General features: G+C 51.1%; 24 protein-coding genes and 1 pseudogene. 12 read left to right on the top strand and 13 right to left on the bottom strand.

What is annotated here, in order from left to right:
- Window positions 1-186 (top strand): transposase (locus HMPREF1051_RS09810; protein ID WP_196794306.1); only part of this gene is annotated, 186 nt, incomplete at its 5' end.
- Window positions 187-364: 178 nt separating this feature from the next.
- Window positions 365-694 carry a hypothetical protein gene (locus HMPREF1051_RS09805; RefSeq protein ID WP_003767933.1) on the top strand — a complete coding sequence of 110 codons (330 nt, stop codon included), beginning with the start codon at window positions 365-367 and terminating at the stop codon, window positions 692-694.
- 416 nt (window positions 695-1,110) lie between these two features.
- Here HMPREF1051_RS09805 and HMPREF1051_RS09800 read toward each other — a convergent pair whose 3' ends face one another.
- From HMPREF1051_RS09800 to HMPREF1051_RS09785, 4 genes are all read right to left on the bottom strand, one after another.
- Window positions 1,111-2,337, bottom strand: a complete 1,227-nt coding sequence (locus HMPREF1051_RS09800; protein ID WP_003756845.1) for an HlyD family type I secretion periplasmic adaptor subunit — start codon at window positions 2,335-2,337, stop codon at window positions 1,111-1,113.
- A 92-nt stretch (window positions 2,338-2,429) separates the two neighbouring features.
- Window positions 2,430-4,613 carry a type I secretion system permease/ATPase gene (locus tag HMPREF1051_RS09795; RefSeq protein WP_003767962.1) on the bottom strand — a complete coding sequence of 728 codons (2,184 nt, stop codon included), beginning with the start codon at window positions 4,611-4,613 and terminating at the stop codon, window positions 2,430-2,432.
- A 39-nt stretch (window positions 4,614-4,652) separates the two neighbouring features.
- The gene (locus HMPREF1051_RS09790) at window positions 4,653-5,954 is read right to left on the bottom strand and encodes a TolC family protein (RefSeq protein WP_050901444.1); all 1,302 of its coding nucleotides are present in this window, start codon (window positions 5,952-5,954) and stop codon (window positions 4,653-4,655) included.
- Window positions 5,955-6,152: 198 nt separating this feature from the next.
- Window positions 6,153-6,938, bottom strand: a complete 786-nt coding sequence (locus HMPREF1051_RS09785) for an inositol monophosphatase family protein (protein WP_003767904.1) — start codon at window positions 6,936-6,938, stop codon at window positions 6,153-6,155.
- A 183-nt stretch (window positions 6,939-7,121) separates the two neighbouring features.
- Between HMPREF1051_RS09785 and HMPREF1051_RS09780 the strand changes: the two genes are divergently transcribed.
- On the top strand, window positions 7,122-7,937 hold the full coding sequence (locus HMPREF1051_RS09780; protein ID WP_036492859.1) for an RNA methyltransferase: 816 nt from the start codon (window positions 7,122-7,124) through the stop codon (window positions 7,935-7,937).
- Window positions 7,938-8,220: 283 nt separating this feature from the next.
- On the opposite strand, the gene thrB is transcribed toward HMPREF1051_RS09780, so the two are convergent.
- From thrB to lon, 4 genes and pseudogenes are all read right to left on the bottom strand, one after another.
- Complete coding sequence (thrB, locus tag HMPREF1051_RS09775; protein WP_003756832.1) at window positions 8,221-9,138, bottom strand: homoserine kinase; 918 nt, start codon at window positions 9,136-9,138, stop codon at window positions 8,221-8,223.
- A gap of 151 nt (window positions 9,139-9,289) precedes the next feature.
- A complete protein-coding gene (locus tag HMPREF1051_RS09770) occupies window positions 9,290-9,823 on the bottom strand; it encodes an inorganic diphosphatase (protein ID WP_003767967.1) in 534 nt (177 codons plus the stop codon).
- Window positions 9,824-10,102: 279 nt separating this feature from the next.
- Window positions 10,103-10,372: an HU family DNA-binding protein gene (locus HMPREF1051_RS09765; RefSeq protein ID WP_003677477.1), complete on the bottom strand. Its 270-nt coding sequence runs from the start codon at window positions 10,370-10,372 to the stop codon at window positions 10,103-10,105.
- A 184-nt stretch (window positions 10,373-10,556) separates the two neighbouring features.
- Window positions 10,557-13,021: pseudogene (lon, locus tag HMPREF1051_RS09760) on the bottom strand (endopeptidase La).
- Between the two features lie 199 nt (window positions 13,022-13,220).
- Between lon and HMPREF1051_RS09755 the strand changes: the two are divergent.
- Genes HMPREF1051_RS09755 through lipA form a run of 3 tightly spaced genes read left to right on the top strand, consistent with a single transcriptional unit; the run spans window position 13,221 to window position 15,092 of the window.
- Window positions 13,221-13,487: a YbeD family protein gene (locus HMPREF1051_RS09755; protein ID WP_003756826.1), complete on the top strand. Its 267-nt coding sequence runs from the start codon at window positions 13,221-13,223 to the stop codon at window positions 13,485-13,487.
- Window position 13,488: 1 nt separating this feature from the next.
- Window positions 13,489-14,106 (top strand): lipoyl(octanoyl) transferase LipB, encoded by a 618-nt coding sequence (lipB, locus tag HMPREF1051_RS09750; protein ID WP_003767980.1) that lies wholly within the window; start codon window positions 13,489-13,491, stop codon window positions 14,104-14,106.
- Entirely contained in the window at window positions 14,106-15,092 is a 987-nt protein-coding gene (gene lipA / locus HMPREF1051_RS09745; RefSeq protein WP_003767956.1) for a lipoyl synthase, read from the top strand. Before lipB ends, lipA begins: the two co-directional genes overlap by 1 nt.
- A 59-nt stretch (window positions 15,093-15,151) precedes the next feature.
- Here the strand turns inward: lipA and HMPREF1051_RS09740 are convergent, their stop codons facing one another.
- Together HMPREF1051_RS09740 and ung are read right to left on the bottom strand one after the other, a co-directional pair.
- A complete protein-coding gene (locus tag HMPREF1051_RS09740; protein ID WP_003767969.1) occupies window positions 15,152-15,649 on the bottom strand; it encodes a YbhB/YbcL family Raf kinase inhibitor-like protein in 498 nt (165 codons plus the stop codon).
- Between the two features lie 109 nt (window positions 15,650-15,758).
- Window positions 15,759-16,418 (bottom strand): uracil-DNA glycosylase, encoded by a 660-nt coding sequence (ung, locus tag HMPREF1051_RS09735; protein WP_003767966.1) that lies wholly within the window; start codon window positions 16,416-16,418, stop codon window positions 15,759-15,761.
- A gap of 180 nt (window positions 16,419-16,598) precedes the next feature.
- Between ung and HMPREF1051_RS09730 the strand changes: the two genes are divergently transcribed.
- The 5 genes from HMPREF1051_RS09730 (at window position 16,599) to ruvB (ending at window position 21,202) form a co-directional block, all read left to right on the top strand.
- Window positions 16,599-17,006 (top strand): NfeD family protein, encoded by a 408-nt coding sequence (locus HMPREF1051_RS09730; RefSeq protein ID WP_003767964.1) that lies wholly within the window; start codon window positions 16,599-16,601, stop codon window positions 17,004-17,006.
- A 102-nt stretch (window positions 17,007-17,108) separates the two neighbouring features.
- A complete protein-coding gene (locus tag HMPREF1051_RS09725; protein ID WP_003767900.1) occupies window positions 17,109-18,068 on the top strand; it encodes an SPFH domain-containing protein in 960 nt (319 codons plus the stop codon).
- 348 nt (window positions 18,069-18,416) lie between these two features.
- A complete protein-coding gene (locus HMPREF1051_RS09720; protein ID WP_036492866.1) occupies window positions 18,417-19,670 on the top strand; it encodes a multifunctional CCA addition/repair protein in 1,254 nt (417 codons plus the stop codon).
- Between the two features lie 120 nt (window positions 19,671-19,790).
- Entirely contained in the window at window positions 19,791-20,099 is a 309-nt protein-coding gene (locus tag HMPREF1051_RS09715) for a hypothetical protein (RefSeq protein ID WP_003767925.1), read from the top strand.
- A gap of 71 nt (window positions 20,100-20,170) precedes the next feature.
- Window positions 20,171-21,202: a Holliday junction branch migration DNA helicase RuvB gene (gene ruvB, locus HMPREF1051_RS09710; RefSeq protein ID WP_003756801.1), complete on the top strand. Its 1,032-nt coding sequence runs from the start codon at window positions 20,171-20,173 to the stop codon at window positions 21,200-21,202.
- A gap of 172 nt (window positions 21,203-21,374) precedes the next feature.
- On the opposite strand, the gene rpe is transcribed toward ruvB, so the two are convergent.
- A complete protein-coding gene (gene rpe, locus HMPREF1051_RS09705) occupies window positions 21,375-22,058 on the bottom strand; it encodes a ribulose-phosphate 3-epimerase (RefSeq protein ID WP_036492855.1) in 684 nt (227 codons plus the stop codon).
- Window positions 22,059-22,313: 255 nt separating this feature from the next.
- On the opposite strand from rpe, the gene HMPREF1051_RS09700 reads away from it, so the two are divergent.
- The gene (locus tag HMPREF1051_RS09700; RefSeq protein WP_003767916.1) at window positions 22,314-22,742 is read left to right on the top strand and encodes a Spy/CpxP family protein refolding chaperone; all 429 of its coding nucleotides are present in this window, start codon (window positions 22,314-22,316) and stop codon (window positions 22,740-22,742) included.
- A gap of 177 nt (window positions 22,743-22,919) precedes the next feature.
- Here the strand turns inward: HMPREF1051_RS09700 and HMPREF1051_RS09695 are convergent, their stop codons facing one another.
- On the bottom strand, window positions 22,920-23,786 hold the full coding sequence (locus tag HMPREF1051_RS09695) for an ATP-binding protein (RefSeq protein WP_003767909.1): 867 nt from the start codon (window positions 23,784-23,786) through the stop codon (window positions 22,920-22,922).
- 8 nt (window positions 23,787-23,794) lie between these two features.
- Entirely contained in the window at window positions 23,795-24,424 is a 630-nt protein-coding gene (locus HMPREF1051_RS09690) for a riboflavin synthase (RefSeq protein ID WP_003767898.1), read from the bottom strand.
- Window positions 24,425-24,442 lie beyond the last annotated feature (18 nt).

Below are 24,442 nucleotides of genomic sequence, written 5' to 3'. Positions count from 1 at the left end.
CGTATGGGTGTCTTACGGAAAATGGCGGAAAAATGGGGACATAAGGTATTGCCTCTTGCACCTTATTCACCTGAGCTCAACCCGATTGAGAAGGTGTGGGCGAATATTAAGCGGTATCTGCGAACCGTATTGTCTGATTACGCCCGATTTGACGATGCGCTACTGTCCTATTTTAATTTTAATTGACTATAATTTATGTAGTTTATTATTTTCTCTGTTTGATAATATGTAATGGAAGATGGGTTTCGTCAAAATGCTTTAAATACCCCGCTTGCTTTTTCAGACGACCCATCCCGCCAAATTTCCTTTTTACAAAAGCCATGAATATAATGAAATGCACCCTTTAAATAAACAGGAGTCCGCCATGTTATTGAGGAAAAGCCTTATTCCCGCCCTGTCTGCAGCACTGATACTGGGTTTTGCAACCCAACCTGCCGATGCAGCCGCCCACAAACACCATAAGCCCCACCACACTCAAACCCAAGCCAAACAAAGCAAACTGCATCCTGTCTGCAAAAAATATCTTGACCGTCGCGCTGCATGGTATAAATCCAAAGGCAACAAAGCCGAGCTGAAAGAAAACGTCAAAGCCCGGAAAGCCTTCCGCCAACTGCCGTATAAAGAACAACGCATCCAATGCCAAGCGGCTTATGAAGCATTTGATGATTTCGACCACGGCAAATTCCGTCGCTAAAACGGATAAAGGTCGTCTGAAAAAACCAAACTGCACCCAAAAGTTGGATATTCCATCCAAACATACGGGTGCAGTTTTTATGACCAAATTTACGCTTCAAATAACAAACCGCATCCCATTATTTATACAGTCTCGCAAGGCAAACTGGTGGAACAATACGCAGATGAAGGGCTTCTTTGCGGTATTAAACGAAATACTCCTACCGTTCAGGAGAATTGACGGTGGACGAATATGATTATCTGGATTACTGCATCTGGGAGCGTTACAGTTTGAAAGTGAAAAAAGCTGGATCCTGTCGTATACAGAATCCAGCTTATATAGAGCGCCTAAATAGGGGTTTATGAACGTCCAAGATTTGGACGCAGCCCGGTTTTTCAGACGACCTTTTGACTGTTAAGCAAGTTTGATTCGGAAAATTAACGCTCGCTCAATGCCTGTTTCATACGGGTAATCGGTTTGATCAGGTATTGGAAGATGGTTTTTTCGCCGGTTTTAATATCCACTGTGGCAACCATACCCGGAATAATCGGCATGTCTTTACCGTTTTTGTCTTTCAGGGCGTTGTTCTCAGTTTGGACAATGACTCGGTAGTAAACTTGGTTGGGGTCGAGTTTCAAGTCATTGGCGCGGCTTTGCATGGAGTTGCTGACGGTATCTGCGCCGACAAGGGTAACTTTGCCTTCCAATCCGCCATAGATGGAGTAGTCATATGCGCTGACTTTGACCAGTGCGGGCTGTCCTGCGCGGACGAAGGCGATGTCTTGCGGACGGATATAGGCTTCGACAAGGAGTTTGTCATCAACGGGGACGATTTGCATGATTTCTTCGCCCGGGTTGACTACGCCGCCGATGGTATTGATTTTGATGTTTTTGACGATGCCGCGCATGGGGGAGCGGATTTGGGAGCGGTCAACCGGGTCGGCGCGCATTGCCATGTTTTCTTTGGATTGCGCCAGCTCGGATTCGGATTGCACAAGTTCGTTGTTGGCATCTGTCCTGTAACGGTTGCGGCGTTCGGCAATTTGCAGGGTCAGATCGCTGGATTCGCGGCGCATTTTGAGGAGCTCGACTTCGGACATGACACCTTGTGCCACCATAGGTGCAGTAATGGCGATTTCGCGATCAAGTGCCGCTTTGCTTTGTACCAGACTTTGTACGGCATCGGTCATGGCTTGGCGGCGGGCGTTATATGCGGCGGTTTCGCGGCGGCGGAGTTCGGGGCTGACGCTGTTGGGGAACGTGAGTTTGCCGCCGTAAGCTTCGGCTTTCAGGCGGGCGATAGTGGCCTCGAGGTTTTGGACTTTGGCCTCGCTCTCGCGCAATACGGCAAGGCTGCGCGTATCGTCGAGCTTCAGCAGGATTTGGTCTTTTTCGACCAAATCGCCTTCCTTAACCATCATTTGGGTAATGACGCCGGCGTCCAGACTTTGGATGACTTGTTCGCGGCTGCTGGGGATGACGTTGCCGTTGCCGCGGGTTACTTCTTCGACGGTGCTGTTGTATGCCCATACGACAAAGACGACGAGCAGCAGGAAAAACAGGATGATGACCCAAAATTGGCCGCTGTGTTTTTCTTTTTGCAAGGCTGCATTCAAATCGTTAATGAGATGCAGGTCTTTGGATTTAACGTTGTTTTCGCTCATAATGATGAATCTTCGGTATCTGTTTGTTGTTTTCAAAGAGGTCGTCTGAAACGCTTTCTGCTTGTGTTTTCAGACGACCTTTTCCCTTTTTGTCATGCTTGCGCCGCTTCGCCAGGACGTTGGTTTTCCTGCGCTTGTTGTGCTGCTTTGACTTTGTTTTGCTCGTTTTGCATCAGTTTTTGCAAGACTAAATCGCGCGGGCCGTCCATAACGACTTTGCCGTTTTCCATTACGATGATGCGGTTAACGATTTGCAGCACTTGCGGACGGTGGGTCACCAAAAGCATGGTGCGGTTGCGTCCCCAGTGGGCGATCGCGTTCAATGCCATGCGTTCAGTACCTTGGTCGAGGCTGGTTGTCGGCTCGTCCAAAAGAACGACTTTGGGGTCGCGCAACGTCATGCGTGCGAGGGCGATGATTTGTTTTTGACCGCCGGACAGACCCAAGCCGTCTTCACCCAAAGGCATATCCAAGCCTCTCGGGTGGTTGCGGATGATTTGGTCCAGACCGAAACGTTTGAGTGCGGTCAGTAGGTCTTGGTCGGTCGAATAGCTGTCGGTACGCGCCAAATCCATGTTTTCGCGCAATGTTCCCAAGAAAAGGCGTGGAGATTGGCTAAACAGAAGGACTTGGTTCCGCAGGAAATTCGGATCAAGTTGGCGCATATCGACGCCGTCGAGGGTTACGTTGCCTTTTTCGGTGTCGTACAGACCGCTCGCCAGCTTCAGCATGGTACTTTTACCGCTGCCGATACGTCCGAGGATACCGACTTTTTCACCGGGTCGGATGTTGATGCGCAACTCGTCAACTGCGTTGTTGCTTTCGTTTTTGTATTTGAACGTTACGTTTTCAAAAGCGATATTGCCTTGAACGTTGTCCAAAGTAATGTATTTGCGTTCGGGGCTGCGTTCGATCGGACGGGAAACAATGTCGTTCACGCCTCTTAACGCCAGCTTCGCCTGTTGGAAGCGGGTAGCAAGGCCGGCAACTTGAGCCAACGGCGCTAACGCGCGGCCGGACAGAATAACGGAGGCAATCAGCGCACCCATGGTAATCCGTTCCGCATGGTTGTCGGCATGAATCAGATAGGTACCGACAACGACCAAAAAGACAGTATTGAGCTGCTGCATGGCAACGGCGAAGTTGACCATGAAGTTGCTGGTATCTTTAACTTTAATGGATGAAGCGGAGGTTTTAGCGGTGTATTCGTCCCAACGTTGTTGCGCCCATGAAGTCGCGTTGTTGGTTTTCAGGGTTTCGATGCCTTCAATGGCTTCTACGGCAAGGCCTGAACGTTGCGAGCTTTCTTTCATGGATTCGTTAATGTGGCGCGACAAGGGGCGCTGGACGATGAAGCCGACAATGACGACAATCGGAATAATCGCCAAAGGAACCAATGCCAGTTTGCCGCCGACTATCGAAATAACAAAGATAAACAGCAACAGGAACGGCAAGTCCACCAAAGTCAACAGGCTCGCGCTGGTCATGAATTCGCGTACGGATTCAAATTCGCGCAGGTTGTTGGCGTATGAACCGGACGAAGCGGGACGGTCAGCGAGACGCAATGCCATCACGCGGCGGAACAAGGCAGAGCTGATAATCAGGTCGGCCTTTTTACCGGCGATGTCGGTCAAATGGCCGCGTATCATCTTGGCGGCAAATTCAAACAAAATGGCGAGGACAACGCCGATACTCAAAACCCACAGGGTTTCATAGGCTTGGTTGGGAATGACGCGGTCGTACACGTTCATGACATACAACGAGCTGACCAAGGCGAGGAAGTTGATGATGACAGTCGCCAAAATCACTTGATAGTAATAGCTGCGGAAACGCCAAATGACTTTCCAAAACCATGCTTTGGGAAGGTGGTATTCAGGCAGTTCGGAACGCGTGTCCGCTGCCATTTTGGGCTTGATAAACCAGCAGTAACCCAGATACAGACCGGAAAGCTGGTCATGATCAAGCTGCTGCTCCAAGCCATCTACCTGACGGATATGATATTTTCTGTTTCGACCCGAACCTTCGATATTAGTAATAACGGCAGCCTCTTCGTTGTGAAGAATGATCATCACAGGAACGGCAAGCGATGGAATGTCTTCCAGATTGCGCTTGGACAATGTGTTTTCAAAGCCGTGGCTGCGCAAGACTTCGACGAGGGAATGATAGTTGACATTGAGTTTTTTATCCCGCACCACCTCTGCCGTCAGCGCGGCTTCTGACACAGGCGCCCCTAAGAGACGGGTAACCAACACAATATGTTCAATAATTGCTTTCATGATAATTCGCGTAATGAGTAATGATGTTAAGATTTTATGTTATTGCTTCAAGCCTGCCCAATTCGCCATTTGCGCCTGCGCAGCCAGATAATCCAACGCGGCATCGCGGAAGTCGTTGCGCGCCGAAATGTTTTCCTGCTCAATGCTGGACAATTCGTTGTATGCGCCCAAAACGTCGGTCAGCGTGCGGCGGGCGATTTTGAATTGCAGCTCGTAAGTTTTAACCACGTCTTTTTGAGCGGCAATATGTTGCGCGGCAATATCAGCACGGCGTTCGCTCTCGCGCATGTCGATTTCGGCAGTTTGGGTTTTTTCGGTGATGTCGCGCATAATCTGCTCGGATTTCGATTCGGCGGCAATCAGGGCATCGGCATTTTTCTGCACATTATGGCGCGCGGCAACGTCTAAGACATTCCATGCCACATTTAAATAAAGCTGTCTGTTGTCGCGGTTCGCATTACCTTCCAGATTCACGGCGGGCAGGCGCTCTGCTTTGGAAACGTCCAAATCTGCCTTCACGCTGTCGCGTTCTGCCACCTGCGCCCGATAGGAAGGATTGGTATTGTTATCGGCTGTTTTGAAACGGCGGACCAATGATTCCGCGCTGTCGTTGGCAAACGGATCTTCCAAATCCTCTGCCGTCAACTGCCGTCCGGTGTAGCGGGACAAACGGCTCAACGCCAATTCCATCGTGCGTTGTTGTTGCGCGATGGATGATTCGACCTGCAACAGGCGCGCACGCGCCTCAATGAGTTCGGAACGGCGACCGCTGTCGTATTTCACGATAATGTTCAAATCCTTCAGAAGATTATTGTGTCGGACTAAGCTCTGACGGTTGATGCGCAGGATTTCTTTCGCGCGCAATGCGGTCAAATAGAGTTTGCCGATGTCGCTGCCCAGACGTTCCTGATTTTCGAAATAACGATGATGGTAGTATTGCTCTCTGTTTTTATCGCGCCGTACCGCCGCATTGATGGCGCCCCATGAATATACATTCAAAGTTCCGCGTATGCCGACACCGTCATTCATATCGTTGCTGGAATATTTGTTTTTCTGCGCCAAAACTTTGGTACCTGTCAGCGTCAACACGGGATAATGGCGCGCACGGGTAGCCTTCGTCGTACTTTTGGCCGAATCTTCGGTTGCTTTCGCTTCCTTCACAATCGGGTCGGACACCATGGCATCCCTTAAAATAGCCTGCAAAGGATAAGCCTGCGCCGTTGCCGCGCATACTGCCGCGCACACCGCGGCAGCAATTTGCCCGGTGCGGAAAACGGATGTCTTGGGACGATTCAAAAAAGATTTTTTCTTCATATTATTCACAACAATACGGTTCGTCATTTATCAGATTGGCAGAGGGGTGGCCTGTTGCAAATCAATTCTTTGAGCATATTATCATTAATCGGAATCCCTGTTTTCAGATTGCGATAAAAGGTAGTTATCTGCTCCTGAAAGTAACACAGATGATATTCCTACTATTGCTAAATCACGACACCGTATTAAAAACGAGCAAAAGGTCGTCTGAAAACGACCTCCTGTTTACAGATGTCCGCCAATGATTTGCAACATTTGCGCCAGCACTTTCGGATTGGCTGCCACAATATCGCCGCTTTCCAGCCAGCCTTCATTGCCGGACATATCGGTAACGATACCGCCGGCTTCCTGCACAATCAGCGCGCCTGCGGCAATATCCCAAGGTTTGAGGTTGAACTCGAAGAAACCGTCCAAACGGCCGGCCGCCACGGCGCACAAATCCAACGAAGCCGCGCCTTCTCTGCGGCCTCCGGCCGTTTTTGCCAAAAAGTCTTTCAAAATAGCCAGATACTTGTCCATCATGCTTTGATCGACAACAGGGAAGCCGGTACCGATCAAGCAGCGGTTCAACTCAATGCGGGAAGAAACGCGGATACGGCGGTCGTTGAGCAACGCGCCTTTGCCGCGCGAAGCCATGTAAACATCGTTGCGTTCAGGTGCGTACACCAAAGCTTCCTGCAACACGCCTTTGTGCAGCAGTGCCATAGAAATCGCATATTGGGGATGGCCGTGTAAGAAGTTGGTCGTGCCGTCGAGCGGATCGATAATCCATTCGTATTCCGCGGAGGCTTTACCGTGAGAACCGCCTTCTTCGCAAGTGATTTTGTGATGCGGATAGGCTTCTTTAAGCGCTTCCACCAAAATCATTTCAGAATTGCGGTCAACGTCGGAAACGAAATCGTTAAATGCCTTGCTGTCAACTTTGACGGCATCCAGATTGCCGCTTGCGCGGATCATCATCTGCCCGGCTTTACGGGCGGCTTTGAAAGCGGTATTTAAAAACGGATTCATGGGTTTTCTTTCTAAATCAGGTAAAATACCGTCCGGCGCATCTGCACCGGACGCAACGTTTGTACGTTTCCGACGTTGTTAAAGAACATTTCAGACGACCTCTCAAGCCCAAAGGCGAAAGGTCGTCTGAAAACAAAAAGATGGCGCATTATACCCGATTCCCGAACAAACCGAAAACAAAACATGACTTCAGCCAAGCCCGAATTGCCCGACTATCTCGGCAACATCCGCATCATCCTCACCCGCACCAGCCATCCCGCCAATATCGGCTCCGCCGCCCGCGCCATGAAAACCATGGGGCTGCACAAACTCACCATCGTCGCCCCGAATTTGATGTCCACGCCGATGACCGGGCAACCGCCCGTTTTCAACCCCGAAAACCCGCAAGATTTCCAACTGCCGGAGGAAAGTTTCATTCTCGCTTCCGGCGCGGCAGACGTATTGCACAACGCCGTGATTGCTGCCACGCTCGACGAAGCCCTCGCCGACACCACGCTCGCCTGCGCCCTTACCAGCCGCCGCCGCGAAATCACCGCGCCGCTGCAAACCCCGCGCGAACTGGTTCCCGAATTATTGCAGGCGGCACAACGCGGAGAACAAGTTGCCCTCGTCTTCGGCAACGAAACCTTCGGCTTAAGCATCGAAGAAGTACAGGCATGCAACCGCCTGATGACCATCAACGGCAATCCCGACTATTTCTCGCTCAACCTCGCCCAAGCCGTTCAGGTCGTGTGTTACGAAATCTTCAGTCAGACCGATATGCCCATGACCCACCTGCAACAGGAAGACCACGCCGCCACCCACGAGCAAATCAAAGGCATGGTCGCCCACATGGAAAGCGTCATGGACGATATCGGCTTCTTCAACCGCCGCAACAGCGAACGCCTGATGCGCCGTATGCAAAGCCTGTTCGGCCGCGCCAACACGCAAACCGAAGACATCGACATCCTGCGCGGCTTTTTCAATACCGTCAGCCATCGCTTGAAGAAGAAAGACTGAAAAGGTCGTCTGAAAAATAAAACTGCACCCTAAAAGTCGGACATCCCATCCAGCTTCGGGTGCAATTTTAAGACCAAATATATAGTGGATTAAATTTAAATCAGGACAAGGCGACGAAGCCGCAGACAGTACAGATAGTACGGAACCGATTCACTTGGTGCTTCAGCACCTTAGAGAATCGTTCTCTTTGAGCTAAGGCGAGGCAACGCCGTACCGGTTTAAAGTTAATCCACTATACATTACATTTCAAATACCAAGTATTAATTCACTACCTGCATATGCATCAATTCAAACTCAGCAACAAATCTCTAAAAGCATTGGGATCTTTAATAAACGTCATTTCACCGGTTTGCGGAAAGTGAAAGTCTAAAAGACGCGACACCCAGAACCGGATACAGCCCGCTCTTTGGGCAATCGGGAAATATTCGCGTTCTTCATCAGACAAAGGTCTGATGCTTTCGTACCCCCTGATAAAAGCGTCTTGTAAGGAACTATCCAGCTTATTCTCCGCTGTTCTTGCCCAGTCATTGACGGCAATGGCCAGGTCATACATAAAATTTCCGTTGCAGGCATAGTAAAAATCGATAAAGCCCGCCACCTTCTCCCCATCCAATAAAACATTATCCTTAAACAAATCGGCATGGATAATGCCTGAAGGCAGATGATTACCCAGATTACCATCTAAATCAGCAATCTCCTTTTGCAGTAAAGCCGCGTCATCTTCGCTCAATACCGGCAAAAGCTGACTGCAAGCATCATGCCACCAACGGTCGTAACGCGGATTAGCCATTTTTTGCGGGAAACTCTGTCCGGCAATATGCATTTTTGCCAACATGGCCCCTGTATTGAAGCATTGCATTTCCGTTGCCCAGCCGGTATCCGAACCATTCAGGCAAGTAACCAGACAGGCAGGTTTGCCTACCAAGACAGAATCCAGCTTACCATCCTTGCGTACAATCGGAGCAGGACAAGCCACGCCATTGCTACTCAGATGCCGGCTCAATTCCAGAAAAAACGGCAACTCCTCTTGCTTCAATACCTCGAATACCGTTAAAACGTAACGCCCCGTCGTGGTGGTCAAAAAATAATTGCTGTTTGTAATCCCCTGCGCAATTCCCTGCAACGATACAAAGCCGCCCAAATCGTATTGGGTCAAAAACGCCCGCATTTCCTCATCAGAAACACTTGTATAGACAGACATAGTGCAAACCTATCAATAGAAAATATAAGGGGCAATCATACCAAAAAATTCCCCTGCCAAACAGGCAAACGCCAAGCTCGCGCCATAGTCATAAAAAACAAAAAGGTCGTCTGAAAATATTTTCAGACGACCTTTTGCTTGTTGATCTCAATTAAGCTTGTTTATTCCAACGCTCAATCGATTCTTTAATGACTTGTTTCGCTTCTTCAACATCACCCCAGGATTCGACTTTGGTCGTACCTGCTTTTTTCAAGTCTTTGTAGTGGTTGAAATGGAATTCGATTTGCTTGATTAATTGTTGCGGCAAATCAGATAATGTTTTGTACGCATTGCCATTGTTGCGGTCATCGGCAGGAACACAAACGATTTTATCGTCAACCTCGCCGTCATCAACAAATTTCATCACGCCAATGACGCGCGCTTCCAGAAAAATGCCGGTAGCCAATGGCTGCTCTGTCACCAGCAATACATCCAATTCATCGCCATCTTCGTCTAAAGTCTGAGGGATAAAACCGTAGTTTGTAGGTTTGGAAAAAATTGCAGGTTCAACACGGTCGAGTTGGAAAGCCGCTAATTTGCGGTTCCATTCGATTTTATGATTGCTGCCCGCAGGAATTTCATTCACAACATTAATAATGCCGCTATCGACATCACCCGGCGTCAAGATTTTATTAAAATCTGCCATTTTGCGCTCCTTATAAACAATTGCAAAAGTTAAACGCCGAAAGTATAACAAACAAAAGACATTTCTGGAAATGTCTCGCTTTCCGCCTAATTCATGACGGCAAAATTCTTCCGAACATCTCAAAACCATGAACATAACGGCACAAGGCAGCATTGCTCACAAATTTTATTCGATTTATTTCTAGATTTATTTCTATGTTAAATGTACAAAAACAGCACAAAATAAAAATCGACTCCTATATCAGAGTCGATTTTTATCAGGCTTAATGCCTATCTATGCTTACAGGGCATCTTTCAATGCTTTACCGGCACGGAATTTAGGAGTTTTAGCAGCAGCGATGGTCAGAGGCTCGCCGGTTTTAGGGTTGCGGCCTTGACGTTCTGCGCGTTCACCAACGTAGAAAGTACCGAAACCGACCAGAGTTACGGTGTCGCCTTTTTTCAGAGCGTTGGTTACAGCATTGGTAGTGGCATCCAGAGCTTTTTGGGCGGCAGCTTTAGAAATGCCGGCTTCTTGAGCAATTGCTTCGATCAATTCAGACTTATTCACAATCAGTCCCTTCCTATCGTTGAAAATAATGAAATGCCCGAATACTCGGGGCTTCGTACTTTTGAGTACCTTTGCGCTTTATAGCAATTCTGAAAATACCGTGTCAAGCAAAAAATGCGGAATTGCCCTATTTTACAGGCTTTCAAGGCAAACCCGCATCTTTTGCAACACATTTTTTACAAAATCAGTGTTTGGTCGCTTTCGCCCTTGACTTAGGCTTGGCGGTTTCAACCTGTGCCTCTTCGGTACTTAAAGGCGCAACCCAAGGTGTCGGCTGGCTTTCCAATCCCAAAGCGAGGACTTCGTCTATCCATTTGACCGGATGGATGGTCAGGCCGGTTTTCACGTTTTCAGGGATTTCTTCCAAGTCTTTGACGTTGTCTTTCGGAATCAGGACGTGTTTGATGCCGCCGCGCAAGGCAGCCAACAGTTTTTCCTTCAAACCGCCGATTGGCAAGACTTCGCCGCGCAGGGTGATTTCGCCTGTCATCGCCACATCGGCGCGCACCGGAATTTTGGTGAAGGCAGACACCATCGCCAAGGTCATGGCGATACCTGCACTCGGACCGTCTTTCGGCGTTGCGCCTTCGGGAACGTGAACATGGATGTCTTTTTTCTCGTAAAAATCAGGAGCCAAACCCACTGATTCTGCACGGGAACGGACAACGGACCATGCCGCAGACACAGATTCCTTCATCACGTCGCCCAACTGGCCGGTACACTGGATCACACCCTTGCCCGGCAACGCCACGGCTTCGACAGTCAGCAATTCGCCGCCGACTTCCGTCCACGCCAAACCGGTAACCTGTCCGATGCGGTTTTCACTTTCGGCAACGCCGTAATCGAAGCGGCGCACACCCAAGTAGTCATGCAGGTTTTTCTCATTGACTTTAATCGCTTTAGGCTTGGCTTTGCTGGTTTTCTTGGTTTCAGACGACCTCTTCTTATCTTCGTTCAAGGTAATCTGCATCACCACCTTACGGCAGATTTTGGCAATCTCGCGATCAAGCGAACGCACACCGGCTTCACGGGTGTAATAACGGATGATATCGCGTACCGCGCTTTCTTCGACTACCAATTCGCCTTCTTTCACGCCATTGCGCTTCATTTGCTTCGGCACGAGATACTGCATGGCGATATTGATTTTCTCGTCTTCGGTATAGCCGGACAAACGGATGATTTCCATGCGGTCGAGCAACGGGGTCGGAATGTTCAAGCTATTAGATGTGGCGATAAACATCACATCGCTCAAGTCGTAATCCACTTCCGCATAATGATCAGCAAACTTGTTGTTTTGCTCAGGATCGAGCACCTCAAGCAACGCGCTGGCGGGATCGCCTCGGAAGTCGCTGCCCAATTTGTCGATTTCGTCGAGCAGGAACAGCGGATTCTTCACGCCTGCCTTAGCCATGTTTTGCAGGATTTTGCCGGGCATAGAGCCGATTAATAGGTACGGCGGTGGCCGCGGATTTCGCTTTCGTCGCGCACGCCGCCCAAAGCCATGCGGACGTATTGGCGGCCTGTTGCTTTGGCAATGGATTCGCCCAAAGAGGTTTTACCCACCCCCGGAGGACCGACCAAACACAGAATCGGACCTTTGAGTTTGTCCATACGTTTTTGGACGGCGAGGTATTCCAAAATCCGTTCTTTGACTTTTTCCAAGCCATAGTGGTCGGCGTTCAACACCAAATCGGCTTTGGCGATGTCTTTGCTGACACGGGATTTTTTCTTCCACGGCAGCTCAAGCAAAGTATCGATGTAGTTGCGTACCACGGTGGATTCCGCAGACATAGGCGGCATCATTTTGAGTTTTTTCAGTTCAGACAGACATTTCTCTTCGGCTTCTTTGGTCATGCCCGCTTCTTTGATTTTTGCTTCCAACGCATCCAGTTCGCCGCGTTCGTCTTCTTCGCCCAATTCTTTCTGAATCGCTTTCACTTGCTCGTTCAGATAATACTCGCGCTGGGATTTTTCCATCTGGCGTTTGACACGGCCGCGGATGCGTTTTTCGACCTGCATGATGTCCAGTTCAGATTCCAACTGGGCAAGCAGAAACTCCATACGGCCAATAATGCCGAAAGTTTCCAAAATCTGTTGGCGCTGCTCCAGTTTCAACTGCAAATGCGCCGCAATCGTGTCCACCAAACGGCTGTTATCATCGATACCATTGATGGTATTGATGATTTCGGCAGGGATTTTTTTATTCAACTTGGCGTATTGGTCAAACTGGGTAAGCAGCGTGCGGCGAATGGCTTCAATATCGGGATTGTCCGCATCCGCATACTCGTTGACAGCTTCAACATGTGACAGGAACAGTCCGCCACTCTCTTCAATGGTCAACACTCTGCCGCGCCGGATACCTTCGACCAACACTTTTACCGTGCCGTCAGGCAGCTTCAACACCTGCAAAACCTGCGCGACCGTACCTGTACGGTGCAAATCGGACGCCGTCGGATCTTCGGTGTTCGGGTCGATTTGCGCCAGCAAAAACACCGGATCGTCATTCGCCATTGCCGCTTCCAATGCCGCAATGGATTTCGGGCGGCCTACAAACAGCGGCAGCACCATATGCGGATAAACGACGACATCGCGTAAAGGCAGGGTTGCCAGTGCGCTGTATTCCTCAAAATGTTTTTCTTTTGTCGGCATATTGTTCTCTACTTGGTAATAAATTCGGAATGTGCCTTAAATTGGGATGGAAAAGCGTATTTCAAGACTTGAAAAAGCCGATGTACGCTTCTATTTTTATCGGCAACTTTTTGCGATAAAATACACGCCGTTCGAGGTCGTCTGAAAGGCTGGAACTTTTCAGACGACCTCTCGGCATACAGCACATCAGGAGTCAGCCATGACCGACCAAACCTCACTCATCGAATTCCCCTGCCAATTCCCCATCAAAGTCATGGGCAACGCGCATCCCGAATTTGAAAAAAATATCTTGGAAACCGTCCGCCAGCACGCGCCCGATACCGAACCCCACCACATCACCACCCGCCAGAGCAGCAAGGGCAACTATACCGGCGCAACCGTCAAAGTAAACGTCGAAAGCAAAGAACAACTGGACAAAATCTACCGCGCCCTGACCGATCACGAAATGGTGAAAGTGGTGTACTGATATGAAAATCGTGCAGAAAGGCATGGTCGAGTACCAACCGACTTTCGAAGCCATGAAAGCGTTCAACGCAGCCCGCGACGAACATACCGAAGACGAATTATGGGTGGTCGAGCATCCGCCCGTCTTCACACAAGGTCTAGCGGGCAAACCCGAACACCTCCTGAGCCGCGACGACATACCCGTTGTCCAAATCGACCGGGGCGGGCAAATCACTTATCACGGCCCCGGTCAGTTGGTCATCTACACCATGATCAACTTCAAACGCCGCAAAACCAGCGTCCGCAACATCGTTTCCGCGCTTGAAAACAGCATCATCGCCACGTTGGCGGAATACGGAATCGAAGCGGCGGCAGACCCGAAACGCCCCGGCGTTTATGTCGGTGAGCGCAAAATCGCCTCACTCGGCTTGCGCATCAAAGACGGTTCCGTCTATCACGGTCTGGCATTAAACGTAAACATGGACTTAAGCCCGTTTACCCACATCAATCCCTGCGGCTATGCCGGCATGGAAATGACACAAATCGCGGATTTTGTCCAACCCTGTCCCACCTTGGACGAGGTTGCACAAAAACTGACCGCACACCTCGAGACACAACTCACACCGAAAGCGAACAATTAATGAGCGAAATCAAAGTTGACGATCCCAAACGCGGCGTCAAACTCAAAGGCGCGGACAAAACCGCCCGCATCCCCATCAAAGTCGTCCCCCTTCAGGAAAAACTGAAAAAGCCCGAATGGATACGCGCCAAGCTGCCTTCACGCAAATTCTTTGAAATCAAAGACATTTTGCGCGAACAAAAAATGCACACCGTTTGCGAAGAAGCCTCCTGCCCGAATATCGGCGAATGTTTCAGCAAAGGCACAGCGACCTTCATGATTATGGGCGACATTTGTACCCGACGTTGCCCGTTCTGCGACGTGGGACACGGCCGCCCGAATATGCTTGACCCCGACGAACCGAAACACCTCGCAGAATCCGTCAAAGCCATGAACCTGCGTTACGTCGTCATCACTTCCGTTGACCGCGACGACCTGCGCGACGGCGGCGCACAGCATTTCGCCGACTGCATCAAAGCCATCCGCGAAACCAGTCCGAACACCAAAATCGAAATCCTCGTTCCCGACTTCCGCGGCCGCTTGGACATCGCGCTGAAAATCCTTGCCGAAACCCCGCCCGACGTGATGAACCACAACTTGGAAACCCATCCGAGCCTGTACAAAAAAGCCCGTCCGGGTGCCAACTATCAGCATTCCCTCGACCTGCTGCGCCGCTATAAAGAAATGATGCCGCACATCCCGACCAAATCCGGCATCATGGTCGGCTTGGGCGAAACAGACGAAGACGTGCGCGAAATCATGCGCGATATGCGGGCGCACAATATCGAGATGATTACCATCGGCCAGTACCTCCAGCCTTCAGACGGACACCTGCCCGTCTTGCGCTACGTCACGCCCGACCAGTTCAAAGTCTTTGAAAAAGAAGCATACGAACTGGGCTTCACCAACGCCGCCATCGGCGCCATGGTCCGCTCAAGCTACCACGCCGACGAGCAGGCTGCCGAAGCATTGCGCGAAAGTCATGGCGGCGGTTGCGGTCATCACTGATAACAAAAGGTCGTCTGAAAATTTTCAGACGACCTTTTTTCAAACAAGCGGCTTAGGCTTTATACATCATATGTTCCCATTACGCTTGCGCTGTCCAAGATATGTCCCTGCATGGCGAAATGCAGGTCGTTGAAGCGGAAGCCGCGCGGCAGGTTTAATAAGGTGTCGAGTGCGTAAACGATGAGTTCGTAGCGGTGGCGGCAGTTGGGCGGATACATGCCGCCGTAGCCTGTGGCCTCTTCGATGTCCAACTTGCCCAACAGGCTCGCCCAGCTGTTTGCGCCTTGCGTGTAGTCGGTGGCGGTCAGGCTTTCGTTTTCGGCGACGGAGGTACGCTTGAGGTCGGCAATCAGCCAGTGTGTCCACACGAATCCGCTGGCGGTAATGGCGTCTTTGTCTTCCAAAACGACGGCGAAGGATTTCGTGCCTTCGGGCGCGCCGCTGATTTCAAAGGGAATGGAATAAGTCGGCATATTGTTCGGACTAAACTGACTGCCGCGCTTGCCGTATTTGTCTTCAAATTCGCCGTTGACAATGGCTGAAGTCGTTACCTGCATAGTGTTCTCCTGTGGGGTTGGGGAAGGGGTCGTCTGAAAAAGGAAGGCTTGTTCAGACGGCTGGTGGATTGTCCGGTTTGCCGGGCCGCCGTTTTCAGACGACCTGTTTTTATACCTGCCAGTCTATCGGCGTTATGCCTTTTTCCTGCAAATAGGCATTGGCGCGGGAAAAGTGTTTGCAGCCGAAAAAACCGCGATAGGCAGACAGCGGCGAGGGGTGCGGCGCGCTGAGGACGAGATGGCGGCTGCGGTCGATAAACGCGCCTTTTTTCTGCGCGTGGCTGCCCCAAAGCATGAAGACGACGTGTTCACGGTTTTGGTTGATTTGGTTGACCACTTCGTCGGTAAAGCGTTCCCAACCCAATGTGGCATGGGAATGCGCCTGTCCCGCGCGGACGGTCAGTACGGTATTGAGCAGTAAAACGCCCTGCTCCGCCCAATATTGCAGATAGCCGTGTTGCGGGATACGGAAGCCTTCGATGTCGTCCGCCAGCTCTTTGTAAATATTGGCCAACGAGGGAGGGACGGCGACGCCTTCGCGGACGGAAAACGCCAGCCCGTGCGCCTGTCCTGCACCGTGATACGGGTCTTGCCCCAAAATCACGACTTTGACGTTACCGAATTCGGTTGCTTTAAAGGCGTTGAACACGTCTTCGGCAGGCGGATAGATAATCCTCCCCATGCCGCGCTCTTTCTTGACGGTTTCGATGATGTGTTGGAAATAGGATTCGGACTTTTCCGAGCCGATTGCTTCGTGCCAAGTTTGCATATTGATGCCTTCATGATCGTGAAAAATGATTATAACGCAGCAAAATGGAGATGACGCCTTTTCTGCCGACCTTCCATTTCCTCCGGACGTATCAAATAAAATATTGTCATGATTGAATTGTCAGTCAGCCTTTGTACCGTTATGATTGAGTCTGTCCCACCCGAATCTTAAGGAATCTATATGACTACTTGGTTTATCGTTGCCGCCGCCGTCCTGATTGTCGAGCTGTTTGTCGGTACTGTATATCTCTTGGTTGTCAGCGCGGCTTTGTTCGGCGCGGGATTGGTGTATTGGCTGACCGGTAATACTTCGATTGCCGTCGCTGCGGCAGCCGTTTTATCCGCCGTCGGTATCTGGGTGGTACACAGTAAATTCAAAAAAACTGCGCCCCGCCAAGAATTGAACGATGATTTGGACATCGGACAGACCGTTCAAATCCTCCGCCGCCTTCACGGCGATTGCTATGAAGTTTCGTATCGGGGAACGTACTGGCAGGCACAGGCTGAAAATGCCGATGCCGTTCAGACGACCTCTACCGCCATGATTACCGGTAAAAACGGTAATGTTTTACTCATTCGTTTTAATTGATTGATAAAATCGAAAGGAGCATCATAGGCGAATTAATTACCCTTCCTGAAAATATTCACCTATTAATATTAATTTTTGCTCTCACCGCATAAGGAAAAAACAATGGAATTTTTATACAGTTTCCCCGTCATCCTGTTGCTTGTCGTTGTAATTTTCGGCTTCAAAGCCTTTATCGTCGTGCCACAGCAGGAAGTTTACGTCGTTGAACGCCTCGGCAGATTTCACAACGCGCTGACCGCCGGTCTGAACATCCTGATTCCTTTCGTTGACCGCGTCGCCTATCGCCACTCGCTCAAAGAAGTGCCTTTGGACGTTCCCAGCCAAGTCTGCATCACCCGCGACAACACCCAGCTTACCGTTGACGGCATCATCTACTTCCAAGTAACCGATCCGAAACTCGCTTCTTACGGCTCCAGCAACTATATCATGGCGATTACCCAACTTGCCCAAACCACGCTGCGTTCGGTTATCGGCCGCATGGAGTTGGACAAAACGTTTGAAGAACGCGACGAAATCAACAGCATCGTCGTTTCCGCGCTCGATGAAGCGGCAGGCGCATGGGGCGTGAAAGTATTGCGTTACGAAATCAAAGACTTGGTTCCGCCGCAAGAAATCCTGCGTTCTATGCAGGCGCAAATTACCGCCGAACGTGAAAAACGCGCCCGCATCGCCGAATCCGAAGGCCGCAAAATCGAGCAAATCAACCTTGCCAGCGGTCAGCGCGAAGCGGAAATCCAACAGTCCGAAGGTGAAGCGCAAGCCGCCATCAACGCGTCAAACGGTGAAAAAATCGCCCGCATCAACCGCGCACAAGGTGAAGCCGAAGCCCTGCGTCTGGTTGCCGAAGCCAACGCCGACGCCATCCGCAAAATCGCCGAGGCAGTCCGCTCAGAGGGCGGCTCAGAAGCCGTCAACCTGAAAGTTGCCGAGCAATATGTCGCCGCCTTCAGCAATCTGGCAAAAGAAAGCAACACGCTGATTATGCCTGCCAACGTCGCCGACATCGGCAGCCTGGTTTCAGCCGGACTGAAGATTATCGACAGCAACAAAGCGGCAAAATAAACCTTACGTTTTGCCACAAGGTCGTCTGAAAACGAGTGCAACGCGTTTCGCTACCATAAACAGCGGATTTCGCCAAACCGTTTTTCAGACGACCTTTATTCACATGATGGCAGACAGGATGCCCATCTGACCAAGCTTCAATATAGTGGATTAAATTTAAATCAGGACAAGGCGACGAAGCCGCAGACAGTACAGATAGTACGGAACCGATTCACTTGGTGCTTCAGCACCTTAGAGAATCGTTCTCTTTGAGCTAAGGCGAGGCAACGCCGTACTGGTTTAAAGTTAATCCACTATACATTCTGATTGTTACCCAAGACCAATTCAATGACTCAGAAAACACACACCATCAAAACCTACCTCGTCGGCGGCGCCGTCCGCGATTATCTTTTGGGTTTGCCCGTCAAAGACCGAGACTGGGTGGTCGTCGGCGCTGACGCACAAACCATGCTGGCGCAAGGCTTCCAGCCGGTCGGCAAAGATTTTCCCGTGTTCCTCCACCCCGAAACCCACGAAGAATACGCCCTCGCCCGCACCGAACGCAAAACTGCCAAGGGCTATGCCGGATTCAGTTTTCACGCCGACAAAGACGTTACGCTGGAGCAGGATTTGATGCGCCGCGACCTGACCATCAACGCGATGGCGCAGGATTCAGACGACCTCATCATCGACCCCTTCGGCGGGCAACAGGATTTGGCGGCGGGCATTTTGCGCCACGTCTCGCCCGCTTTTGCCGAAGACCCCGTCCGCATCCTGCGTACCGCCCGCTTCGCCGCGCGCTACGGGTTTGAAATCGCCGAAGAAACCATGAAACTGATGCGGCAGATGGTGGAAAACGGCGAAGCGGACGCTTTAGTTGCCGAACGCGTCTGGCAGGAGTTGGCGAAAGGTTTGATGGAAAAAAATCCCCGAAAGATGATTGAAGTGTTGCGCGAATGCGGCGCGCTCAAAGTCTTGCTGCCCGAAGTCGACGCCCTTTTCGGCGTACCGCAACGCGCCGACTACCATCCCGAAATCGACAGCGGCATCCATACCCTGATGACGCTGCAACGCGCCGCCGATATAGGTCTGAGCCTGCCCGAACGCTACGCTGCCCTGCTGCACGATTTGGGCAAAGCCAAAACCCCGCCCGAAATCCTGCCCAAACACCACGGACACGACCTTAATGGCGTCGAGCCCGTACGCGAAGTCAATCAGCGGCTGCGCGCGCCGAAACATTGTTCCGAGCTTGCCGAACTTGTCTGCCGATGGCACATCATGTTCCACCAGGTCGAGCAATTCAAAAACAAAACCATCTTAAGCGTCCTGAAAAAAACCGATGCTTTCAGACGACCCGAACGCTTCGCCGCCGCCCTGAACGTCTGCATTGCCGACAAACAAGGTCGTCTGAACCGCGAAAACGCTCCCTACCCGCAACGCGCGCACTGGCTCGCCCTACTTGAAGCCGCCAACCAAGTGGATTCGGGCAAAATCGCCGCCGAATGCCGCACACAGGGAAAAGCGCACCTTATCGCCGAAGAAATCGACCGGGCGCGGTTGGCTCAAATCGCCCCGCTGCAAAAAGCGTATCAGGCGGCGCAAGACAAAACAGAAAGACATTAAAATGCCCAATGCAGCGACTTTTAAAGTTTTGAGGACGATACCCAACCCAAGCTTTGAAACAGCCGCCGCCATATCCGCTATAATCTGCCTCTCAGCCATTCCGTTCCAAATATAAAAATCATGATCCTACAAACCGATTTATTGCCTAAAATCAACAACGAAGATTATCAACGCCTCATCCTCAAACACAGCGTAGAATTCAGCGAAGGCGAAATCCGCCTGCTGAACGAAATCCTCGAAAAATTCACCTTCGACGTCGTTCAGGCTCAGGCATTGGCGCAGGCGGTGATGCAGCAGGTGCGCTTCGACCCCAACGCCTACCACATCGACAGCGACGACGAAGACACCACAGGCATCTGCCCCCACTGCATCAACCCGCCCATGCCGCCCCTGCGCGATTACCTCGTTTGGCGCGAAACACGCGGCTAAACCCCTTTCAAAAAGGTCGTCTGAAAGCGGCAAACCGATTTTCAGACGACCCCAAACCCACCGGAAAACCCATGCTGCAAACCGACAACCTGACCGCCGCCCAGCCCCAGCGCATCATCACCGCCCAAAGCATCTCCTCGCAGGAAGAGTTGCTCGAACGCGCCCTGCGCCCTAAAACGCTGGACGACTATATCGGGCAAGACAAAGCCAAAGAACAGCTCGCCATCTTCATCCAAGCCGCCAAAAAACGCGGCGAAGCCCTAGACCACACCCTGCTCTTCGGCCCGCCTGGGCTGGGCAAAACCACATTGGCACACATCATCGCCAAAGAGCTGGGCGTCAACCTGCGCCAAACCAGCGGCCCCGTCCTCGAACGCGCCGGCGACCTTGCCGCCCTTCTGACCAACCTCGAGCCGCACGACGTATTGTTTATCGACGAAATCCACCGCCTCAGCCCCGTCGTCGAAGAAATCCTCTACCCCGCGCTCGAAGACTACCAACTCGACATCATGATAGGCGAAGGCCCTGCCGCCCGTTCCGTCAAAATCGACCTACCGCCCTTCACGCTCGTCGGCGCAACCACCCGCGCAGGTATGCTGACCAACCCTCTGCGCGACCGCTTCGGTATCGTTGCCCGCTTGGAGTTTTATCAAAATCAAGACCTTGCCACTATTGTCAGTCGTTCCGCGCAATTACTGCAACTCGACATGGGCGAAGAAGGCGCGATGGAAGTCGCCAAACGAAGCCGCGGCACGCCCCGCATCGCCAACCGCCTGCTGCGCCGCGTACGCGATTTTGCCGATGTGAAAAACAACGGCGTAATTGATGCTGCCATCGCCGATGCCGCTTTAAGCATGCTGGATGTGGACGCGCAAGGTTTGGACGTCATGGACAGAAAATTCCTCGAAGCCATCCTGCACAAATTCAGCGGCGGTCCCGTCGGCCTTGATAATGTTGCCGCCGCCATCGGCGAATCCACGGACACCATCGAGGACGTTATCGAACCCTACCTCATCCAACAAGGCTTCCTGCAACGTACCCCCCGCGGCAGAATGGCCACCGAACGCACCTACCTGCACTTCGGCTTGAAAATGGAAAAATAAGCGTATTGAAATGAAGAAAGGTCGTCTGAAACCGGATTTGTGGTTTTCAGACGACCTTTTGTTATCGGCGTAGTTGGTGCGGATAGGCTTCAAGGCAGAGCAAGGCAATCCATCCCGAAATGGTATAAATGGTATAGAGATTGAGAAACGATTTGCCATGCAGTTCAGCACATTAGGCCACAGAAGCCAATTCTTTCCTCATGGCATCAATCACCGCCTTATAGTCCGGCTTGCCAAAGATGGCGGAACCTGCCACAAAAGTATCGGCACCCGCCGCCGCGACGGCAGCGATATTGTCGGTTTTAATACCGCCGTCCACCTCGATGGCGATGTGCCGTCCGCTTTGCGCTTCGTACCGATCCAACATCGCCCGCACTTGACGGATTTTTTCAAGGGTATGCGAGATGAAGCTTTGTCCGCCGAAACCGGGGTTGACCGACATCAACAATACCATGTCCAACCTGTCCAATACATTTTCCAAAACGTAGGCGGGAGTGGCCGGATTCAACACCAATCCTGCCTGACAGCCCGCATCTTTAATCAGGCTGAGGCTGCGGTCGATATGGCGGCTGGCTTCGGGATGAAACGTGATAATCGACGCCCCTGCTTTGGCAAATGCCTGAATCAGATCGTCAACGGGTTCGACCATCAGATGCACATCAATCGGCACGGTGGCATAAGGCTTCAACGCCGCGCAGACCATAGGGCCGAAAGTCAGATTCGGCACATAATGATTGTCCATCACGTCGAAATGAATCAAATCGGCTCCCGCTTCGATAACTTTCGTTACTTCTTCACCCAAACGGGCAAAATCGGCGGATAAGATGCTGGGCGCAATACGGAAATTGTGGTTCATAGAAATCCAGTCGGATGGTGTGGTTTGATAAACGGATAATTTTTCGTATTCTACCACCAACGCCTCACGCAACACTAACTATGCATTATTAATATTTAACAAAAGTAAGCATATGCATAAATAATTATAGGTTAAGGATATGTTTTGTCAGAAATAAAATAAAGATATGAAGTTAACAAAAGTTAACTGGAGGGATACTGCCTTTCACACGCTAATCGGGTATATTTGCGCGGTTACGGAAACTAGGAAAACGCTGTGTCTGTCGGATTCAAATCTTATTTACCCCTCTGTGCATTATCGGTTGCGCTGCTGACAGCTGTCGGTCAAGCGCACGCCGGCCCCCAATATATTAAGCTGGACGATTTTCAAGCCAATTGCGACATCCGCTCCCTTAATCTGACGCAAGACCAACACAATGCTTTGCGCCGTATCCGTAATGATTACAAACAGGCATCGGACAAAGCATACCGTAAACTCGTCCGCACAGACCGTAACCGCCGCCAAGTCATTATGAAAATCCTTGCGGCAGATAATTTCGATCAAAATAACGCCCGCGATTATGTCGAAACCCGCTACTTATCGAGTATGGATTTCGCTGTCGAAGAATTGGAAATCCAACACCGCTTCTACCACCTGCTCAATCCGCGCCAACGCCAGATTTGGCTCTCTTCCTGCCTTCGCTGACATCTCGCTTTCCTGATTGGTCCGTACAAAAAGGTCGTCTGAAATCCTGTTTCAGACGACCTTTTAAACGATATGGCGATTCAAAGCGATGCGGCCGGAAGAAATTGAACCGGAAAAAGCTTTCCCTACCCTTATCCTCCCGCAGATTTCAGTACGGCAGACCTATTTCCCAAAAACTCAATCCAAAACCCGTTGTTCCGGCAAACGCCCTGCCCAATCGCACGCAAACTGCCAAGCCGAACGCCCCGAGCGGTTGCCGCGCATTTGAGCCCATTGCAACGCCGCCTTGCGCGCCGTTTCATCAAAATCCACGCCGAAGTCGCCCATCCAATTTTCGACCGCTTGGAGGTAGTCGTTTTGATCGAACGGATAAAAACTTAACCACAAACCGAAACGGTCGGACAGGGAAATTTTTTCCTCAACAGCTTCTTTTTGATGAATTTCGCCGCGTATGCCCGTTGTTCCAATATTTTCGTCCATATATTCGGGCATCAGGTGGCGCCGGTTGGACGTCGCGTACACCAACACGTTGCTGCATCTTTGCGACAAACCGCCGTCCAATGCGGTTTTTAGGGCTTTGTAGGTTTCATCACCGGTTTCAAACGATAGGTCATCGCAGAATACGATGAATTTCTCGGGACGGTCTTTTAGCAAGGAAAGCAGCGCGGGCAGGCTGACCAAATCGCTCTTATCTACTTCAATCAGACGCAGCCCTTGCTCGGCATATTCGTGCAACAAGGCTTTGACCAACGAGGATTTACCCGTTCCGCGCGAGCCGCTCATCAAAACATTATTCGCGGAGCGGCCTGCCAAAAACTGCTCGGTATTACGTTTGAGCTTTTCGGTTTGCGTCCCGACGGCAGCCAGACGGTCAAGCGGGAATGTATGCGGGTTTGGCAGGCTCTCCAAAATCCCTTTTTTACCGACGCTGTGCCAACGGTAAGCCAAAGCGTTCCAGTCGGTTTTGCCGGGTTTTTCGGGCAGTACCAAATCAAGACGGTCCAAAACGGAATAGGCTTTTTGCAAAAAGGCGGCAAGTTTCATATGTGCTCCTATTGTCCTGATATAGCAGGATTTTGCTGCGCCATCACGCGCATCACGGTATCGACAACGGCTTGGGTTTGCGGATCGATTTCGATATTGATGACGTCGCCCTCTTTCCGGCTGCCAAACAAAGTGCGCGTCAAAGTTTCCGGAATCAGGTGGACATTGAATTCCGTTTCGGTAACGTCGCCTATGGTCAGGCTGCAACCGTCCAAGCCGACAAAGCCTTTGCTCAAAATATAAGGTTTGAGCTCGGGTGGCAGTGCAAACCATACCGTGCGGTTAAACTCGCTGCGTTCTATCCGCGTAATCTGCGCAGTCGTCATGATATGCCCGCTCATGACGTGTCCGCCGATTTCATCGCCGAAACGGGCGGCACGTTCGAGGTTGACGGCATCTCCCGTTTTCAGACGACCCAAATTGGTCTTTTCCAAGGTTTCTTTCATCAAATCAAAGCTGACCGTATCGCCGTCGATTTGGGTAATGGTCAGGCAGCAGCCGTTGTTGGCGACGGATGCACCGATTTGCAGATGCTCGGTCATCTCATCGGGCAGTTTGACGACATGGGTACGGAAATCAGCGGACGGTTCGCGGATAGCGATGATTTCGCCGACACCTTGGACGATACCTGTAAACATGGGAGATTCTCCAATCGG

This window comes from Neisseria sicca VK64, assembly GCF_000260655.1.
Taxonomy (GTDB): domain Bacteria; phylum Pseudomonadota; class Gammaproteobacteria; order Burkholderiales; family Neisseriaceae; genus Neisseria; species Neisseria sicca_B.
Note: the sequence above shows the minus strand (reverse complement) of the source record. Positions and strands in the feature narration are given on the sequence as shown.

What these genes read in the sequence shown, in the direction of transcription:
- HMPREF1051_RS09805 (WP_003767933.1), top strand. Translation starts at nt 365, where the DNA reads ATGTTATTGAGGAAAAGCCTTATTCCCGCCCTGTCTGCAGCACTGATA.
- HMPREF1051_RS09800 (WP_003756845.1), bottom strand. Translation starts at nt 2,337, where the DNA reads ATGAGCGAAAACAACGTTAAATCCAAAGACCTGCATCTCATTAACGAT.
- HMPREF1051_RS09795 (WP_003767962.1), bottom strand. Translation starts at nt 4,613, where the DNA reads ATGAAAGCAATTATTGAACATATTGTGTTGGTTACCCGTCTCTTAGGG.
- HMPREF1051_RS09790 (WP_050901444.1), bottom strand. Translation starts at nt 5,954, where the DNA reads ATGACGAACCGTATTGTTGTGAATAATATGAAGAAAAAATCTTTTTTG.
- HMPREF1051_RS09785 (WP_003767904.1), bottom strand. Translation starts at nt 6,938, where the DNA reads ATGAATCCGTTTTTAAATACCGCTTTCAAAGCCGCCCGTAAAGCCGGG.
- HMPREF1051_RS09780 (WP_036492859.1), top strand. Translation starts at nt 7,122, where the DNA reads ATGACTTCAGCCAAGCCCGAATTGCCCGACTATCTCGGCAACATCCGC.
- thrB (WP_003756832.1), bottom strand. Translation starts at nt 9,138, where the DNA reads ATGTCTGTCTATACAAGTGTTTCTGATGAGGAAATGCGGGCGTTTTTG.
- HMPREF1051_RS09770 (WP_003767967.1), bottom strand. Translation starts at nt 9,823, where the DNA reads ATGGCAGATTTTAATAAAATCTTGACGCCGGGTGATGTCGATAGCGGC.
- HMPREF1051_RS09755 (WP_003756826.1), top strand. Translation starts at nt 13,221, where the DNA reads ATGACCGACCAAACCTCACTCATCGAATTCCCCTGCCAATTCCCCATC.
- lipB (WP_003767980.1), top strand. Translation starts at nt 13,489, where the DNA reads ATGAAAATCGTGCAGAAAGGCATGGTCGAGTACCAACCGACTTTCGAA.
- lipA (WP_003767956.1), top strand. Translation starts at nt 14,106, where the DNA reads ATGAGCGAAATCAAAGTTGACGATCCCAAACGCGGCGTCAAACTCAAA.
- HMPREF1051_RS09740 (WP_003767969.1), bottom strand. Translation starts at nt 15,649, where the DNA reads ATGCAGGTAACGACTTCAGCCATTGTCAACGGCGAATTTGAAGACAAA.
- ung (WP_003767966.1), bottom strand. Translation starts at nt 16,418, where the DNA reads ATGCAAACTTGGCACGAAGCAATCGGCTCGGAAAAGTCCGAATCCTAT.
- HMPREF1051_RS09730 (WP_003767964.1), top strand. Translation starts at nt 16,599, where the DNA reads ATGACTACTTGGTTTATCGTTGCCGCCGCCGTCCTGATTGTCGAGCTG.
- HMPREF1051_RS09725 (WP_003767900.1), top strand. Translation starts at nt 17,109, where the DNA reads ATGGAATTTTTATACAGTTTCCCCGTCATCCTGTTGCTTGTCGTTGTA.
- HMPREF1051_RS09715 (WP_003767925.1), top strand. Translation starts at nt 19,791, where the DNA reads ATGATCCTACAAACCGATTTATTGCCTAAAATCAACAACGAAGATTAT.
- ruvB (WP_003756801.1), top strand. Translation starts at nt 20,171, where the DNA reads ATGCTGCAAACCGACAACCTGACCGCCGCCCAGCCCCAGCGCATCATC.
- rpe (WP_036492855.1), bottom strand. Translation starts at nt 22,058, where the DNA reads ATGAACCACAATTTCCGTATTGCGCCCAGCATCTTATCCGCCGATTTT.
- HMPREF1051_RS09695 (WP_003767909.1), bottom strand. Translation starts at nt 23,786, where the DNA reads ATGAAACTTGCCGCCTTTTTGCAAAAAGCCTATTCCGTTTTGGACCGT.
- HMPREF1051_RS09690 (WP_003767898.1), bottom strand. Translation starts at nt 24,424, where the DNA reads ATGTTTACAGGTATCGTCCAAGGTGTCGGCGAAATCATCGCTATCCGC.